Here is a 17,834-nt window from a genome sequence, read left to right as displayed (position 1 = left end):
TTGAGGTAGTCTGAAATATTAGGTTATCCTAAGAATGACAATAATATACCGGCTGCAACGGCAGAACCGATAACTCCGGCCACGTTCGGACCCATGGCGTGCATCAACAGGAAGTTTCCTGGGTTAGCTTCTTGTCCCACATTCTGTGATACGCGGGCTGCCATCGGAACTGCAGAAACTCCGGCAGAACCGATCAACGGGTTGATCTTGTTCTTGGTGAACAAGTTCATAAATTTTGCCAGTAATACACCACCGGCACTACCGATACCGAAAGCTAGAACTCCGATCACCAGGATAGCTAATGTTTGAAAATTCAAGAATGCAGCAGCCGTAGTCGTGGCTCCGACCGAGATACCTAAGAATATCGTACAGATATTCATTAGTTCATTTTGGACTGTTTTACTCAAACGTTCAACTACACCACATTCACGCATTAAGTTACCTAACATCAAGCATCCGATTAGAGGAGCTGCAGAAGGTAATAATAATGATACAAATATGGTTACAACGATCGGGAATACGATTTTCTCTTTTTTAGATACTTTACGCAATTGTTTCATCACAATCTCCCGTTCTTTCTGGGTTGTTAACGCTTTCATGATAGGTGGCTGTATCACAGGAACCAAAGCCATATATGAATAGGCGGCTACTGCGATCGGACCAAGTAAGCTCGGTGCTAATTTTGAGGTTAGGTAAATAGCCGTCGGTCCGTCGGCACCTCCGATAATTCCGATAGATCCTGCCTCAGCATAGGTAAAGCCTAACGCAAGGGCTCCCAAGAACGTTACGAAGATACCGAGTTGGGCTGCAGCTCCCAAAAGAAAACTTTTAGGATTTGCCAATAATGGACCGAAATCCGTCATGGCTCCAACACCAACAAAGATAATACAAGGATAGATTCCTAATTTTACCCCTAAGTACAGGTAATCCAGCAAACCAACGTTATTAGAATCAGTGAAGTTTGCCCAATGAACGTGTCCTCCGTCAAAAAGTTCTGGATGGAATAATCCGGCTCCGGGTAAGTTAGTCAATAACATACCGAAAGCTATTGGCAACAATAATAACGGCTCGAATTTCTTCACGATAGCCAAATAAAATAGCACGCATGCCACAACTATCATGACTAAGCATAGCCAATTCCCGGCGAAAAGTTGGGCAAATCCCGTGTCATTTAAGAATTTAGACACTTTTTCGCCCATATCAATTTCTTCTGCACTAGCGGCAAAAGGCATGATAAATATGCCGAGTAATAAGGCTATTTTTAACAGGTATTTTTCCACTTGTCTCATTTTCAATTGTTTTACGGTAAATTAAACCAAATCAACAAGCGGATCATCCTGAGAAACACTTTGACCAGCTGTTACATGTATTGCTTTCACTTGACCGTCAACACTTGCCACGATATTATTTTCCATTTTCATGGCTTCCATGACTAATAGACAATCTCCGCGTTTTACTTGACTGCCAACTTTCACGCTAATAGCGGAAATCGTTCCGGGAAGCGGTGCTTTAATGTAGGTAGTCTTGTTACTTGTTGCAGATGTACTTTGAGCGGAACTCTTGTATGTAGTTGAAGTCGGTATGGCAGCAGGTTTACGAGGAGCTGTGGTAGCAACCGTGTTTTTGCTTTCGTATGATACTTCATAAGATATACCGTTCACCTCAACTGTAGCTTTGTCATGATCCGTTACATTCACAGTTACATCGAAATTGTTTTCGTCTATGGTGATTTTGAATTTATTCATAATCTGTTTATTTTACTTATTAAGGTTTCTCATACCGTAAATTTTAGAACTCCACGGAGAATAACGTTTTTCAACTTCTTCGATCGTGATCACGTGAGGTTCCTCGTCATGAGAGTTGAAATATAGATGCATAGCCATAGCGATGGCAGCTTGTTCGTGAGGTGTCGGATGGGTATCCGTTGTCACTACTGCTTTTTCCGTGTCTTGAACTGTTTTCGCATGATCTTCTACTTGATTCGTCAACTTGGTCTGTAAGTTAATAATCCAGATCAAAAGAATCAATAGCAGAAATACTGTTACCATCCCCACGCCTGTAACGAGGAGTGCGTAACCCCAGTTAATTGCTAATGTAATCATATGAATTACAACGGTATATTTGAGTGTTTCTTCATCGGGTTAACAACGCGCTTGGTCTGTAAAGACTGGAAAGCACGGATAATGCGGAAACGCGTGTTACGCGGTTCGATAACATCATCAATGTATCCATATGAAGCGGCTTTGTATGGGTTTGCGAAAGCCGAGTTGTATTCTTCCTCTTTCGTGGCAACGAATTTAGCTTTTTCCTCAGGATCAGAGATTGCTGCCAATTCTTTACCATACAATACTTCGATTGCACCCTTAGCTCCCATAACGGCGATTTGTGCCGTGGGCCAAGCGTAGTTGAAGTCTCCACGCAATTGTTTACATGACATCACGTCGTGAGCTCCACCATAAGATTTCCGTAAAGTAACGGTTACTTTAGGCACAGTCGCTTCTCCGTAAGCAAACATTAATTTTGCTCCGTGAGTGATGATACCACCATACTCCTGTACACGTCCCGGCAAGAATCCCGGTACGTCAACCAAGGTCAATACCGGAATGTTGAAACAGTCGCAGAAACGAACGAAACGTGCAGCTTTACGAGATGCTTCAATGTCAAGAACTCCGGCATAGAAGTTCGGTTGGTTAGCGATAACGCCGACAGAACGTCCGCCCATACGGCAGAATCCGACAATGATGTTACGGGCATAACGTTTGTGAACTTCCAGGAATTTTCCGTTATCCACGATAGCTTCAATGACATCCATCATGTTATACGGTAAATTCGGATTATCAGGAATTATTTCGTTTAACCGATCTTCCAGACGGTCAATCGGGTCATTGCATATGGCAATCGGGGCCTCTTCCAAGTTGTTGGAAGGTAAATAAGAAAGCAAATCGCGAATGATAGAGATACCCTCTTCCTCGTTTTCTGCCAAGAAATGAGAAACACCGGATTTCGTGGAGTGAACTTCTGCACCTCCTAATTCTTCGGTTGTAATATCTTCTCCCGTTACGGTTTTCACTACTTTCGGACCGGTTACAAACATGTATGATGATTGGTCAGTCATCAGGATGAAGTCCGTCAAGGCAGGAGAGTACACGGCACCTCCGGCGCAAGGGCCGAAAATAGCGGAGATCTGCGGGATAACTCCTGAAGCGAGAATATTCCGTTCGAAAATTTCCGCGTATCCGGCTAAGGAGTTAACCCCTTCTTGAATACGAGCACCACCCGAATCATTCAATCCGATAATGGGAGCTCCCACGGTCATGGCTTTGTCCATCACCTTGCAAATCTTTTGAGCTAACATTTCGGAAAGCGCTCCTCCGAAAACAGTGAAGTCTTGAGCAAAAACAAATACGAGACGTCCGTCAATTGTTCCTTGTCCGGTTACCACACCATCACCCAAGAATTTGGTCTTTTCCATCCCAAAGTTATAACAACGGTGTGTTATAAACATATCAAACTCTTCGAAACTATTTTCGTCCAGCAACATGGCGATTCTTTCGCGAGCGGTATATTTCCCTTTTTTGTGTTGGGATTCTATACGCTTTTCCCCTCCGCCAAGCTTTGCCTGCGCGCGTAATTCGATTAACTCTTTGACTTTATCTTGATTTGTCATATTATCAAAATTTATATGAGCTGATTATTTAAAAGAAATTATTTCGTTCCGCAAAGTTCAGTTAATACTCTGAACGTTGATTTCGGGTGAAGGAATCCGATTCTCAATCCCTCTGCACCTCCGCGCGGAGCTTTGTCGATTAACTGGCAACCTGCAGCTTGTGCATCATTCAATGCGGCTTGAACATCTTCAACAGCGAAAGCGATGTGGTGCATACCACCCCCGTTTTTCTCAACGAATTTACCGATAGGGCCTTCCGGGTCAGTTGATTCCAGTAATTCAATTTTAGTTTGTCCTACTTTAAAGAAAGCTGTTTTTACTTTTTGATCTTTTACTTCTTCAATAGCATAGCATTCTAAACCTAATACTTTTTCATAGTATGGGATTGCTTCATCTAAACTGGCAACTGCGATGCCGATGTGTTCAATATGTGTTGGTTTCATAACAAAAAAACATTAAAGTTAGATATTATATTTTAATCATTTAGCTTATTTATAGCGCACTTTCTTCGAATATTTCTCTCGTTCCAATATTTATGCGCGAAACTACTCATTGTTCTTGCGATTTTCAAGTAAAAGCGGTAAATATTTTCAAAAAAAACGAGTTTATACTTGTTTTAAATAAAGTATTGATAACTTCATCATTATTCGTTACGTAAACCCTATTTAGAAAGAGTGAAATTTATATTGATAATAAAAATATCGGATATTATGAGTAAGCAAAAATTTGTCGTTTTTTTGATCGCCATCATTGGTATGATTGCGACGTTTCTACCTTGGTATGAAATCGGTGGCTTGGGAATGATCATGGGGTATCAAACCGTTGGTTGGTTTACGTTTATCATGTTTGCCCTTGTTTTTCTTTTTGGCTTGCGGAAAGAGGCAAAGCAGGATATGTCCATGGGGTTACTATACCTCGGATCATTTTTTTCGTTGCTTGCCGCTTTCGTGGTTTTGTGGCAGATGATCACGCTCGGTCTGGACAAGGAAGAGGGGAGTATGTCGGTTGCCGGTAACGTGCTGGCTAACGACACTCGTGTTTTATACGGGGCTTACCAGATCGTTATTGCTGGAATCTGTTTGCCGTTCGGGGCTTTCCTTTTCCGTGATAGGAAAAGAAGATAAAAATGCAGGTATATTCTTTGGGAAAAAGTTTACCGGGAGCAGGTAAACTTTTTCAACCCTGTTATATAGATATTAATGCCTATATAAGATAATTTTTTCTTATATTTAATGTATATTTATCGTACCAACTCCTATTCAACTCCCATTCATCTCCTATTCAACACTAATTATTATAGAAATCAGATTGAAAATAAAAAATAAATATGAAGATAGTAATTCTATTATAATACCTGTGATATTACTCTTTTATTATTTTTATGGGTAGAAATGCTTTCTGAAAACCTGATTAATTGGATTTGAGATAGGACAAAAGTTATAAAAAATATATGGAAATGACGGGTTTGCAGAATTTATTTATCCACGTGTAGTAAGTGCTTGGCGAAAAAAAGGATAATATATTCGTGTCCGATAATCTTTCGTAATTTGGTGTACATTTCTTTTTTGAGAGATTTCACGGAGTTAAGAGAGATTCCCAGCACGTCCGCGATTTCCGGGTTTAATTTGCCTTCTAATGCGAGGGTGGCGATTTCGAGGCTACGTCCGGAGAGTTGGTTGATGGCGGAGTGTACACACCGGATCATTTCCTGAGTGGCAATTTCTTCTAAAAACGAATCTTCAGAGGGTAACTCATCCTTTAACTGTTCGGCATCTTCTGTTTTAAATTTGTTCCGTCTCAAGATATCCATACAGATATTTTTTGCCGTGATATAAATGAAGGCAACTGCGTTTCGCTTGGTGTAGGAATCATCCAAGCGTTCGTACAATTTGAAAAATGTCTCCTGCGTGGCGTCCATGGCTTGTTCCCTGTCTTTTAGATAGGTATTGCAGAATCCCCACACGGCTTGAAAATAATCCGTGTACAGTTCTTTAAATGTATCTATACCGTTAATAGAGTCGCTCATGTCAGGAATTTTATCCACACAAATATATGGTGAAAAGTTTAAAAGCGAAAATCTTCTTGGTTGAAATGAACTGGAAGTACGTAATCAATGTATGTCAAGGTGTCATTGATAAAAGAAGCATTAATGGTTCGTTTAATAATCCTCAAAAATAGTAATAATAGCACACAATTACCAAAATTGATGTATTTTTTATTCTTCCCTCAAAATCAAAAACATACATCAAGGATTTTTCTTTAGAGTAACGTCCCTGACGAAAACAGAAATCAATATTATTAAACGAACGATTTTTGATAGCGAAAAAAGAAAGGTAAAATCAAATAATCACGAAAAGTCACCTAGTCATAAAGGTATGTGTATGAATGACTAAGCAAAAAACATAAATAAAAAAGAAGAAGAGGATTTATAATATTAAGAATCGTTCGTTTATTTGATTACAAATATAGATATTTTTTCATACACCTCTAATCATTTTCAATATTTTTGTCAATCACCATAAATTTAGAAAATTTCACTCACACATTTCATAGCCGATTTCGACCTATTTAACACCACATTTTTAACAAAATAGTAAACACTTCACTCGTTCGAAAAACAGGTTATCTCACAACTATGTTATTATTCTCCCTCGAAATATACCGTTTTTCAATTTCACCCTGTACACGAATGATTCGTAAAAGAAAAACGGTATTTAAACATCAAACGCCCTACCTCAATTTACATTTTTATGTTAACAATCAAAACCGGGTCTCTTAAAATAACGGGCTTTGGGAAAAAAGTGATCAATCTCCAAGCCCAATTGTTCCAAGACCACGATCAAGTGAGATATATTCGGTTCAAAACTTGATAAACGCTCCCTCAAAACCATCCACGCATTTTGAGAAATCTCGACAGCCAACAAGGCTACCTTCGCCGATCCATTATAATCATCCTCTTTCTGCGTGGCATTAATCTTATCCGAGTAGATATAATACCCGTACAACGCCCTCCTAATCTTGGAGTGAATCAAATCCAGATACCAATTTACCTCCAACAACGCATCCCCGACCTCTTTCGTTCTGGGAGCATCACCTTCTTTTATCTTGGCCTCGTCAAACCATTGATAAATACTCTCCTGGCACTTCTCAGCCAAAGTTTTATAGATCCGGTCACATTTCACAAGATCTTCCTGTTCTATCTGCCTGACCGCCTCTTCATCCTCATCTTCCAAATCCTCGTAATCTTCCCCCCAGAATCCCCGGTCCACCTTCTCCGAGGAATAAATATCCTCTATCCCCATACCTCTTTCCTCCGCCAACTCTCGCAACACGTCAAAAGTAGAATCAAAAATATTTTTCAGACGGGCTAACGCCGACTCGTCATCATCCGGCATCTCCTCTCCCAAGTTCACTTTCGTACGCTCCTTCAACTTCTTACCCATCATGTAACTCATGCAACGAAGCTGCAATGGACAACGTTCACACCATCTGTCGCAATAATTGTAGATACCCGGCACGAAACCGGTATCTACAATCTTTTTTTCTTTTTTCTTAGGCACGTCCTTATAATCTTAACCGATTAATTTTTTATAACGTATACGTTTCGGGGTAACATCTCCCAAACGTTTTCTCTTACTTTCCTCGTATTCGGAGTAACTTCCCTCGAAATATACCACTTTAGAATCACCCTCGAAAGCTAGGATATGAGTTGCAATACGATCCAGAAACCAACGATCATGCGACACGACCACGGCACAGCCCGCAAAGTTTTCCAATCCCTCTTCCAGGGCCCGTAACGTGTTCACGTCAATATCATTCGTGGGCTCGTCCAGCAACAGCACGTTAGCATCCTCCTTTAATGCCAAAGCCAAGTGTAAGCGATTACGCTCCCCACCGGACAACACCCCGCATTTCTTTTCCTGATCCGTCCCGGAGAAGTTAAATTTGGAAACATAAGCCCGGGCATTCACTTCCCGTCCTCCCAGGTTTATCAAATCACTTCCCCCGGAAATCACCTGATAAACCGTCTTCTCCGGGTCTATTGCTTTATGCTGTTGATCTATATACGCGATCTTCACGGTCGGCCCAACTTCAAATGTTCCCTTATCCGGTTGCTCCACGCCCATAATTAAACGGAACAAAGTAGTCTTTCCCGCACCGTTAGGGCCAATCACCCCGACAATTCCGGCCGGGGGTAACTTAAATTCAAGATCATCGAACAACACCTTATCCCCGAACGCCTTCGCCACATGCTCGGCCTCGATCACCTTGTTTCCCAAACGAGGACCGTTCGGAATAAATATTTCAAGCTTTTCTTCTTTCTCCTTCACGTCCTCATCCATCATCCGGTCATAAGCCTTCAAACGGGCCTTACTCTTTGCCTGACGAGCCTTAGGAGCCATACGTACCCATTCCAGCTCCCGTTCCAGCGTCTTCCGGCGTTTGCTGGCCTGTTTTTCCTCCTGTTCCAATCGTTTTGCCTTCTGTTCCAACCAAGAAGAATAATTTCCTTCCCATGGAATTCCCTCACCCCGGTCTAGCTCCAGTATCCAACCGGCCACGTTATCCAAGAAGTAACGATCATGCGTCACGCAAATCACCGTACCGGGATATTGATGCAAGTGTTGTTCCAACCATTCCACCGACTCGGCATCCAAATGGTTCGTCGGCTCATCCAGCAACAAAATATCCGGTTCTTGCAACAACAAGCGACACAAGGCCACCCGACGACGTTCTCCCCCGGAAAGGAACTTCACTTCCGCGTCCGGTTCAGGACAACGCAAAGCATCCATAGCCCTCTCCAACTTCTGGTCAATCTCCCATCCGCCGTGATGCTCGATCAATTCTGTCAACTCCCCCTGACGAGTCATTAACTTATCCATCTCCTCATCACTCATCGGTTCGGCAAACTTCATGTTCACCTCCTCGTACTCCTTCAACAAATCCATCACCTCCTGAACACCCTCCTGCACGACCTCTTTCACGGTCTTGGAATCATCCAACTGAGGCTCCTGTGGCAAATACCCGATAGAATGTTCTTTCGACCAGATCACCTTACCCTCGTAATTCGGGTCTAACCCGGCAATAATTTTCAATAACGTCGATTTTCCGGAACCGTTCAAACCGATCACCCCGATTTTTGCCCCATAAAAAAAGGAAAGATAAATATCCTTTATAATCTTTCTTTGAGGTGGTATCGTTTTACTCACCCCCATCATGGAAAAAATAATTTTCTTCTCGTCTGTCATACCCATTAACTTACACGATATTATGTTTCACTTCTAGCACACAACTAATTATCCTTAAAATGGATACAAAGATATATTATATCTTCAAATTAAAAAAATATACTTAATCCGTTATACGAAACAAGCGTGTATTTTGTTTCAAAATTCTAAAAGAAATTCACAATTATTCTTTAACAAGACGCTTGCCCCCTCATCAAACATAATTCATTCAAACATATAACAAACTAGCTATCATAGCCATTACACAAGAATCCCCGGGAGCCTTCTCTCTCCCGGGGATAAAAAAACACAAATCTCTATAAATTAATTAATCGAATAAATAATTCAATTTTAACACTAACAATCGATAATGTTCACGTGTTTTATCATTTCCTGTATTCGTCCGACTTTTGGCCGTGTTGTATGTTTTTCGCAAATATTTCATCACGATCGGACGCTTGTTTGACTTGTCAATTCTCGGAGATAACACAATTTCACCAAGAGCATCCTCTGCATCAAAACTATGATGAGACTCGCAATAGGCATGACAACTACAAGTTGTCTCGTTCAACCATTCTCTCAACGAATTACTCCCGGCACTCTTGAACTCACCTTTATCCATGTACCCAGTCAGATTTTCCACGAAAGAATTCTGGAAAGCCATATCTGCCAACTGCAGATTACCGGTTTTCTTGGTAAACATCTCGTCAAAAATAATTCCCAGATATTCATCCAACGTGAATACATTCTTTCCGTCCACCTCGTTTATTTGCAAGCGCCCTAACGTCTCCCGGGTCAACATCTCGTTGAAGAATTGCGTTTGAGCCACGTAGTGCTTGGCTGTCGGGCCGATAATCGCGGTAATCTTATCATTAATAATCCAGTCCTGCAACTCGTTCAAATTCTTCAACACGAACTTCAACGCCGCGATCTGTTTTGCCTTGGGAACATACTGGTAAAGAGGTTCCGGATCACCATAATATTTCGGATTAATATACATTCCCCCGACACTCACCATTGCGTGATCCATAAACCGCACGAACTGACCGATAATCTCCTTATAAGTACTTTCAACAGCCGCGTACCCCTCATCATTTACTGCCATCCAATCCACAAAATTAGCCGCCACATATTTCAAATTCTTAAGACCATAAGTATTTGCTTTCACCACATCATCCCCTAAATCCTCTGCCATGGAACGAGGGTCAAAATTAAATTGAAACACCTGTTTCCCGTAAAAACACATCTTATTTCCGATCTGTTCTCTCACCCATCCCCGCAAAATTTCTTTCTCATCATCCGCACTCTTCACGTCCGGAAGTACCTGATACCCGTATTTAATAGCAAATTTATCATACTCGCCAATCAGAGGAGGAGTCAACTTTACACCTTTCTCCAAATCTCCGGGCTGTGCCACGTAGTTAAACCGTGCGTAATCCATGATCGACGGGGTAGTCCCGTATTTTTGAGTAAACTCCGGGTCTCTCAACTTCTCTACCGGGTAAGCCGCTGATGCTCCAAAATTATGCATTAACCCTAACGTATGACCGATCTCGTGAGCCGCCACGTAACGCATGGCTTCACCCATATTCTCGTCCGTCATCACGGGACAACGCACGGAAGGATCTACCGCCCCGGTCTGGATCATTCTCCACTTGTTCAGCAAAGTCACCACACCGTACCACGAAATCACGTCTCCACACAAAATTTCTCCTGAACGGGGATCAATCCACGACGGTCCCATTGAATTCTCTCTTGTCGATGCTACAAAACGATAACAATTATAATGAATATCATCCGGATCAAAATTCGGATCATCTGTCGGGTAATCTTTCACGACAATGGCGTTCTTAAAACCGATAGCCTCGAAAGCAATATTCCAGTCAGCAATACCCAACTTCACGTATTTCCTCCACTTCTCGGGAATCGCGGGGTCCACGTACCAAACAATCGGTTTCACGGGTTCTACTAACTCTCCAGCCAAGTACTTATCCATATCTTTCGGTTGCAAATCCCACCGATTGATAATCCCGTATTGTTGTAAACGATCATGATGTTCGTCAAATAATTTACGAGACTCTTCAAAAAAGCCAATCCGTTCATCCGCATAACGGGGAACCATCGGGATCTCCGGCAAGATAATGATATTACGAGCCTCTATCGTGGTCAAAGGACCTTCTTTATCCGTCGTGTAAGTCATCATACTCTTCACGATAATATTATCTTCAAAAGCCTTGAATTCCTCAATCTTTGAACGGTCACTTTGGAAAGAACCTCCAAACGGAATTATCGTATGTACTTCGGCAGGAAGATTCGGGAATGGAGAAAACTCAGCAATCGAAGACAAAAACAACGGGGTGGCATCAATCACGCAACTGGAAGAATCTTTTGACATCACCTCGATTTTAAACGCTTTCCAAATCGGCGGGTTACTATGTCTCTTGTAAGCCTCGTACATTTCCGACGACTCTTTGCACACGTAATCCAAATGAGGAAAATGAATATACACCTTATTCTCATCGCATGAGAATGTTATCAGCAAAGGGTCACGATTGATCGTTCCCGGATCAATCTGCCACGTACGACTCGTGGAAGAAACCCGCGAACTAATCAAGAAATCCCGGCTCATAATCGCCTTCGGAATCTCCAAATAAATCTTATCCTTCTTCTTAATCACGTTAAACATTCCCTTCTTTACCACCGCATCCTTCATAAACTTCTCGTACTCGCTCGTAGAAGCCGACTTAGAGGTGGAATCACTCGATTCCACCTTTTCCGTTCCGGCCTTCTTTTTCTTCTTTTTTCCCCAAGAAGAATTTGAAGCATTTACACAAGTAACACTAAAACACAGTAAAATAATTATATACAATACTTTATTCATACAAATCACATTTAAAATTATTTCATAACATTCTTGCAGTAAATAATATTATTTTTTTGCTTTATAGATCATCGTACGATAATCTATTCCGAAGTCATCTTTCAAGGCTTGATCTAATATATCATGGGCATTCTTTAGTTTTTCATGATCTTGAATGGCTTTATTTATAGTTTCTTGAGGTGTTGTAAATAAAAATTCAAAGAATTTTTCCAAGTAACCAGCTCTAGAAGAAGAAACTGAATAACCGTAAACTCTATTCCAATTTTCATCAAAATTCCAATCCCATTTTCCAATTGGATATCCCCTCTCCCAAACTGCATCTATATCTCCTTCTTCCACTCCCGTAATAAACCAATTCTCCTTTTTTCCATACTCTGCATCAGAATAAAGATAAAATTCTTCCGGAGCCGTCCACCCAACCTTATCCATACAATAATTCAAAAAAGTACTGTTCCATTCCATAGAAAGAGCGACCTTTTCTTCCTCATTTTTACTCAACATCTCGTCATTTACCAAAAAGGCTACATAAGAGGATGCAGTGTACTCACTAACATATTTTTCGTTTCCCCAATCATAGATAGAATCTGCCATAATAATAGCATACGGGAAAACTTCTTTCTTTACTTTGTCATTATACCCATCAAGGAATAATTCTTTCAAGAATGTCAACGCTTCCACAAGATGTTCTTGATCTTGCCGGGGTTCCACCATGCGAACCTTATTCTTCATCTGGAAATTGAACATATAATCCGCCGTATCCGGGTCCGTGATTAAAACCTTACCATATTTGTAATAATATTGGGAAATATACTTTAACACAGGATCCGAAGAGGTCGTATCATAAGCTCTCCCGTATTCCACGTAATCGGCATGAATATTTTCATCATCAAAACAGGCAGTGAGTAATAATCCACACAATAAGGGTATCAGTATTTTTTTCATAGCCATTTATTTATTTGGTTTTACTTTCAACTCGTTGCGGTTGTTCTATCTCGAAATTACGACGTTGAACATCCAACGGGATAGATAACACATAATTGGGACTTTCCGCATCCAACAGGTAAGTAACAAAACTTCCATCCATACTAAAATTATAATACTTATGCTCTATTGCCAGTCCCCAACGCCGAATATCAAACCAACGAATATCTTCGAAACAAAATTCTTTACGTTTCTCCTCACGCAATTTTTTCCGAGCATCATCTACATTACTTACATTCAATTGGCCATTTCCCCCCTCAATACGTTGGGAATAAACCTCATTCAAATCCCCCATTCCCGTTTCCCACTCCCCTGATTCAATATAAGCTTCAGCTCGATTGAAGTAGAACTCTTCCACACGATAGTTCATATCATAACATCCAGAATGATTCGCATTGTATTTAATCACTCTAGTTGGGGTCCAATAATCAACAAGTACATCTCTATAATTACGTACATCATCATCTGCAAACAATCCTAGTAATTCATCCGAAGGACAATAACACCCCTGTTGATATTTGTTCATAGAAGAAGCTGGCTGAGCCTCTCGCGACAACCAAGAATAAAGCAAACTACTACTATTTTTATTTATTATTGGTTTTTCACTATCACTATACGTCAACATATCACTCAATGAAATAATCGTTTTAGTCGTTTTCTTCAAAGCTTCGTTACAGATTGTAATCACATCCTCATATCTTCTCTGTTCCAAATAAATTCGGGATAGGAATAAACGTACCACATCCGGATTTGGGCGGAAAATAGAGTTTTTCTGTTCTCCTTTCTCCAAATTTTGCAAGGCATCTTTAAGATCACCTTCCATCAAGATGTAGACTTCCTGTAAAGAAGACCTCGTGTATAATTTATCTTTTATACTCGTTTCTTTGTTAATCGGTATCCCCATAGCCGTCTTTGCCTGCTCTTCATTGCGATAAGGGTCCCCGTACATATTTACCAAGTACCAATAGGACATTGCCCGAATTACCTGTACTTCCCCCAACAAACGGTATTTCACCCCTTCCGGATCATCTTCGAACTCCTTGACAGCCTTTTCGATAATATTACACATCAATATTTTATGGTAAAAATGTTCCCAAGCAGGATCTATCTTTTCATCTCCTTCCGGGGTTATCTGTGTTTCTCTTGCCCACGTATACCAACTTTGATAATCAATACGTTCATCCGTACTGGTCGAGCCAATATAAGAAGGTACAGAAGTACTATAATCATCACTCATGATCCAAAGATTATAACAAGTCGCCCCCACCGATTTTTGGATCAGCTCCCCCAAGATTAATTCGCTATATTGGTCCAGTTCTTCCGGAATCACCTTGTCATTATCCTTGTAATCAAGAAAATCATTACAGGAAGCAAATAACAGGATCAAGCTAACTAAAAATATTATATGTTTCATTTTTTCTTAATTAAAAGGTTACATTCATCGTGAAAGAATAAGTTTGTTGAGGAGGTATCGTTCCCGATCCCATCGTTAATTGTTCAGGATCCCGTCCTTGTAAACCTTTTGATTTGATAACGAAAGGATTCGTTACGCCCAAACTCATGGATAGTGATTTAAGGTATAACTTCTTCACGAAGTCTCCATTAAACGTATAAGACAAAGAGATAGAATTACAACGCATGAAGTTACCGGAAACGACACGCATATCCGCATTATTATACATCTGCCAGTAATTTGAAGAAACGTTATTCATTATATCCGTTTTATTAATCGGGTTATCCATATCCCTGTACACACCGCTTATCGTATAAAGTTCATCTGTTAAAGCCGGTATATTCGTGGATTTCTCATCACCAGGATTTCTCCAACGTTTCACAAAATCCGATCCCATATTTTGCCCTGGATAAGGCAATTTAAAATTATCCCCGTCATACAAATCATTCAATCTGATTTTACTACCCAATTGAATTGTAAACGTAGAATTAATACTCAAATTCTTATAACGGAATCCCATACTTAACCCTCCGGAAAGATCCGGTTCACGTTTACCACTATAAACCATAGCTGAAGCAAAAGCTTGTTCCTGAGTAGTAATTGTAACATTTCCACTTTCATCGTGGTCTTCTAATCCGTACCACGTCGGAATACCTTTAGCATCCAAACCTGCAAAACGATAAGAATAGAACGAGTTCAAGGCGAATCCGTCTTTCACAAGGGAACCATTCAGATAATTCTCGTAAGTTACGCTTTGATCTGCCGTCGTGGAAACCTCGTTATACACTTTACTAGTGTTAAAAGTCACCCTCCACTCAAAATTCTCCGTTTTTATCGGAGTCGCAGACAAGGCTAAATCCCATCCTTTATTCGTTAGGTTTCCGCCATTTATTGTAACAGATTTCCCTCCATTCGTACTGGTTACTTGCAAATTAAGTAATTGATCTTTACTTTTCCTATAAAAATACTCAAAAGCTCCGGAGAGTTTTCCTTTAAACAGATCAAAGTCAACTCCTAAATTAAAAGAATACGTTTTTTCCCACTTCAACCCCTCATTTGGTAAAGAGGAAAGAGTTGCCACATATTCCTCGGACTTTGTATCCAGTGAACCGATAGAAATAATCATATTTGGGTTATGAGCATCCGTCACGTTTGCCTGAATACCGTACGAAGTACGGATTGCTAAACTTGAAAGGACATCTAAAAACGGGTCCATAAAAAATTCATCCGTCACGTTCCAACGTCCAGAAACAGACCAAATAGGCAAAAATCGAGCCTGTTCTCCCAATTTATTAGAACCTTCTCCGCGAATATTAGCACTCATCACGTATTTTCCTTTATAGCCGTACGAGAATGACCCGTAATAAGCAATATTATTACTCGTGGCGTCCGTAATTGAAGGCTTCATTTGTACCATTCTCAACGCAGCAGCGGGCCAATCAGTCAGGTTATCAAGAGACACGAAGTTCTTCCCTCGTTCCGGTAAATATCCCCATTCTTCTTTCGAGTATCCTTTTGATTTTTGACTTTGTATGTCAAGCCCCGCCATAAAAGACACACTATGCACATCATTAAAGGATTTATTCATATTAAGGGAAACACGAGCCGTAAATGAATCAGCCCCGTTTGAACTGGTATTCAAGATTCCACCATAGGGAATTAAACAAACATTCGTCATATAATTAGACAAGTTCACCAACTGGTTCCTATCATACCCATAAGGAAGATCCCGATAAACAGATACTTCATAAGTACGCTCATCATAGTAAGTTTCACTTTCCGTTGAACTTGTATTATAGGACAAAACAGCACTAGCAGAAAGCCAAGAAGCGATTTTATAATCTAAGTTAATATTCGTATTGATACTACTGATTTTATCAGTTGATCCTGAATAATGTAATTCGTTAAACACGTTATACACCAACGGGATTCTATCATACCAAATATCAGCATACCCTTCGGCACAATCATAGAAAAACCAACTCCCGTCTTCATTATAGGCAGGAATAGCACGAGAGGTCGTATAAGCATATTCGAACAAATCCACTGTCGGGCGATCCGTCGTCGTCACGTTTGCACCTAACATAACCGTGGCACGGAATTTATCTGAAATCTTGAATCCTAGATTTGACATAAAACTAAAACGTTCTGATTGTTCCTGCAAAGAAGAACCTTGTTGGTTAGAATATCCCGCAGAGAAATAATAATCCACCCGGTCGTTAGCCCCGGAAATGGACAAAGTATGTTGATGACTGAAAGAGTTACGGAAAAGCAAATCAAACCAATCCGTGTTCATCTCTTTCATTTTTTGTACTTCACGAGAGAATTGTGCCTGATCAATCAAACCATTGCGTAATTGATATAATGCACCTTCAAACCCCGCATTCGTCGGAGAATACCCAACAAATTGTAAACCTTTCCGATAAATTTCTTCAGAGACCTCGATCCTTTCTTGGGAATTCATTAAAAATAAATCATCATAACTCGGCCGTTCAATAAAACTCATTGAATTACTGTAACGAACAGCAGGAGCTCCTTTTTTTCCTCTTTTTGTCGTGATCACGATCACTCCATTAGCCGCCTTGGTTCCATAAAGTGCAGTCGCAGAAGCATCCTTCAACACATCAATTCGCTCTATATCTTCCGGATTCAATCCAGAAATGGCATTACCGATAAGATTTACTTGATCCATACTGTTTAATTCTGTGGCATCCAAGGGCACCGGGTCCTGCAAAACCACTCCGTCCAAAACCCATACAGGTTCCCGATTTCCGATAATCGTTGAAGAACCGCGAATACGAATCTTCGGAGCCGCCCCAACTGTCGACGTCATTTGCATCACGGACATCCCCGGCACTTTCCCCTGTAACATCTGGTCAATAGATGTTCCGACAGGTTCTATAATATCTTCAGCTTTTAATGACACGATTGAAGAAGTCGACTCTCTTTTGTTGATCTTCTGATACCCCGTGATTACCACTTCCTCCATTTCATTTGTCATTTCTTTCATAACCACTGATATAGGTTTTTCTGATTCCACGAAAACAGTTTTCGTTTCCATTCCGACAAAAGAAAACAACAATGCACTATTTTTTGCTACTTTCATCTGAAAGTTTCCTTTGTCATCCGTCGCTGTCCCAGTCACGGTTCCTTTAATCAGGACGGATACTCCCGGAATAGGTTCCCCTTTCTCATCCTTCACTACTCCTTGGACAACAATCAATTCATCCTTTTTCACCTCTTTAATCGTGATCAGATTACCCTCGATCTTGTATACCAAATTCGTCTCTTTAAAAACTTCATCTAATACTTGTGCAGGAGTAGCTCTTTTCATGTCCAAGGTTACTTTTTTCTTACAAGCTTCGATGACTGCCGTGGAATATGCCAACCGATAGTTATACTTTTTCAATACCTCTAACACCTCTTTTACATTAGCATCCTTCATACTAATGTTTATTTTACCACCCTCATTCTGAGCACAAAGCGGTAAACTCAAACACAAGATAAGAAGACATGACAATCCTTGATGGGGAATTTTTTTAATATGACTTCCCCAGAAATCAAACATTTTTTTCATACATTTGTAAATTAGAATTTAACACTTATGCCATTTCAGGCATAGGA

13 protein-coding genes are annotated in these 17,834 nt (G+C 40.5%); 1 reads left to right on the top strand and 12 read right to left on the bottom strand.

The features are described 5' to 3' along the window. Nucleotides 1-23 precede the first annotated feature (23 nt). The 5 genes from I2I33_RS12595 to mce all read right to left on the bottom strand — a co-directional run bounded on the left by I2I33_RS12595 (nt 24) and on the right by mce (nt 4,110). Entirely contained in the window at nt 24-1,232 is a 1,209-nt protein-coding gene (locus tag I2I33_RS12595; RefSeq protein WP_410492001.1) for a sodium ion-translocating decarboxylase subunit beta, read from the bottom strand. A 78-nt stretch (nt 1,233-1,310) separates the two neighbouring features. After that, nucleotides 1,311-1,697 carry an acetyl-CoA carboxylase biotin carboxyl carrier protein subunit gene (locus I2I33_RS12590; RefSeq protein ID WP_239428336.1) on the bottom strand — a complete coding sequence of 129 codons (387 nt, stop codon included), beginning with the start codon at nt 1,695-1,697 and terminating at the stop codon, nt 1,311-1,313. A gap of 60 nt (nt 1,698-1,757) precedes the next feature. After that, complete coding sequence (locus I2I33_RS12585) at nt 1,758-2,102, bottom strand: OadG family transporter subunit (RefSeq protein WP_087422296.1); 345 nt, start codon at nt 2,100-2,102, stop codon at nt 1,758-1,760. Between the two features lie 5 nt (nt 2,103-2,107). Beyond that, nucleotides 2,108-3,667, bottom strand: coding sequence for an acyl-CoA carboxylase subunit beta (locus tag I2I33_RS12580; protein WP_087422295.1), 1,560 nt, complete (start codon nt 3,665-3,667; stop codon nt 2,108-2,110). Between the two features lie 38 nt (nt 3,668-3,705). After that, nucleotides 3,706-4,110 carry a methylmalonyl-CoA epimerase gene (gene mce, locus I2I33_RS12575; RefSeq protein WP_087422294.1) on the bottom strand — a complete coding sequence of 135 codons (405 nt, stop codon included), beginning with the start codon at nt 4,108-4,110 and terminating at the stop codon, nt 3,706-3,708. Between the two features lie 267 nt (nt 4,111-4,377). Here mce and I2I33_RS12570 point away from each other — a divergent pair, with 267 nt between their 5' ends. Continuing rightward, the gene (locus I2I33_RS12570; protein ID WP_087422293.1) at nt 4,378-4,791 is read left to right on the top strand and encodes a hypothetical protein; all 414 of its coding nucleotides are present in this window, start codon (nt 4,378-4,380) and stop codon (nt 4,789-4,791) included. A 350-nt stretch (nt 4,792-5,141) separates the two neighbouring features. Here the strand turns inward: I2I33_RS12570 and I2I33_RS12565 are convergent, their stop codons facing one another. The 7 genes from I2I33_RS12565 to I2I33_RS12535 all read right to left on the bottom strand — a co-directional run bounded on the left by I2I33_RS12565 (nt 5,142) and on the right by I2I33_RS12535 (nt 17,787). Next, nucleotides 5,142-5,693, bottom strand: a complete 552-nt coding sequence (locus I2I33_RS12565; RefSeq protein ID WP_087422292.1) for an RNA polymerase sigma factor — start codon at nt 5,691-5,693, stop codon at nt 5,142-5,144. A gap of 727 nt (nt 5,694-6,420) precedes the next feature. Continuing rightward, on the bottom strand, nt 6,421-7,227 hold the full coding sequence (locus I2I33_RS12560; protein WP_195666814.1) for a hypothetical protein: 807 nt from the start codon (nt 7,225-7,227) through the stop codon (nt 6,421-6,423). Nucleotides 7,228-7,239: 12 nt separating this feature from the next. After that, nucleotides 7,240-8,916 carry an energy-dependent translational throttle protein EttA gene (ettA, locus tag I2I33_RS12555; protein WP_087422501.1) on the bottom strand — a complete coding sequence of 559 codons (1,677 nt, stop codon included), beginning with the start codon at nt 8,914-8,916 and terminating at the stop codon, nt 7,240-7,242. Between the two features lie 307 nt (nt 8,917-9,223). Then, the gene (locus I2I33_RS12550; protein WP_087422286.1) at nt 9,224-11,776 is read right to left on the bottom strand and encodes a zinc-dependent metalloprotease; all 2,553 of its coding nucleotides are present in this window, start codon (nt 11,774-11,776) and stop codon (nt 9,224-9,226) included. A 48-nt stretch (nt 11,777-11,824) separates the two neighbouring features. Next, nucleotides 11,825-12,718 carry a hypothetical protein gene (locus tag I2I33_RS12545; RefSeq protein WP_140402620.1) on the bottom strand — a complete coding sequence of 298 codons (894 nt, stop codon included), beginning with the start codon at nt 12,716-12,718 and terminating at the stop codon, nt 11,825-11,827. Between the two features lie 10 nt (nt 12,719-12,728). Next, nucleotides 12,729-14,171 (bottom strand): RagB/SusD family nutrient uptake outer membrane protein, encoded by a 1,443-nt coding sequence (locus I2I33_RS12540; protein ID WP_087422288.1) that lies wholly within the window; start codon nt 14,169-14,171, stop codon nt 12,729-12,731. A gap of 10 nt (nt 14,172-14,181) precedes the next feature. After that, nucleotides 14,182-17,787 (bottom strand): SusC/RagA family TonB-linked outer membrane protein, encoded by a 3,606-nt coding sequence (locus I2I33_RS12535; protein WP_087422289.1) that lies wholly within the window; start codon nt 17,785-17,787, stop codon nt 14,182-14,184. Nucleotides 17,788-17,834 lie beyond the last annotated feature (47 nt).

Origin of the sequence: Butyricimonas sp. BSD2780061689_150309_C8, from assembly GCF_015560935.1 — a bacterium.
Lineage (GTDB): Bacteria > Bacteroidota > Bacteroidia > Bacteroidales > Marinifilaceae > Butyricimonas > Butyricimonas paravirosa.
Note: the sequence above shows the minus strand (reverse complement) of the source record. Positions and strands in the feature narration are given on the sequence as shown.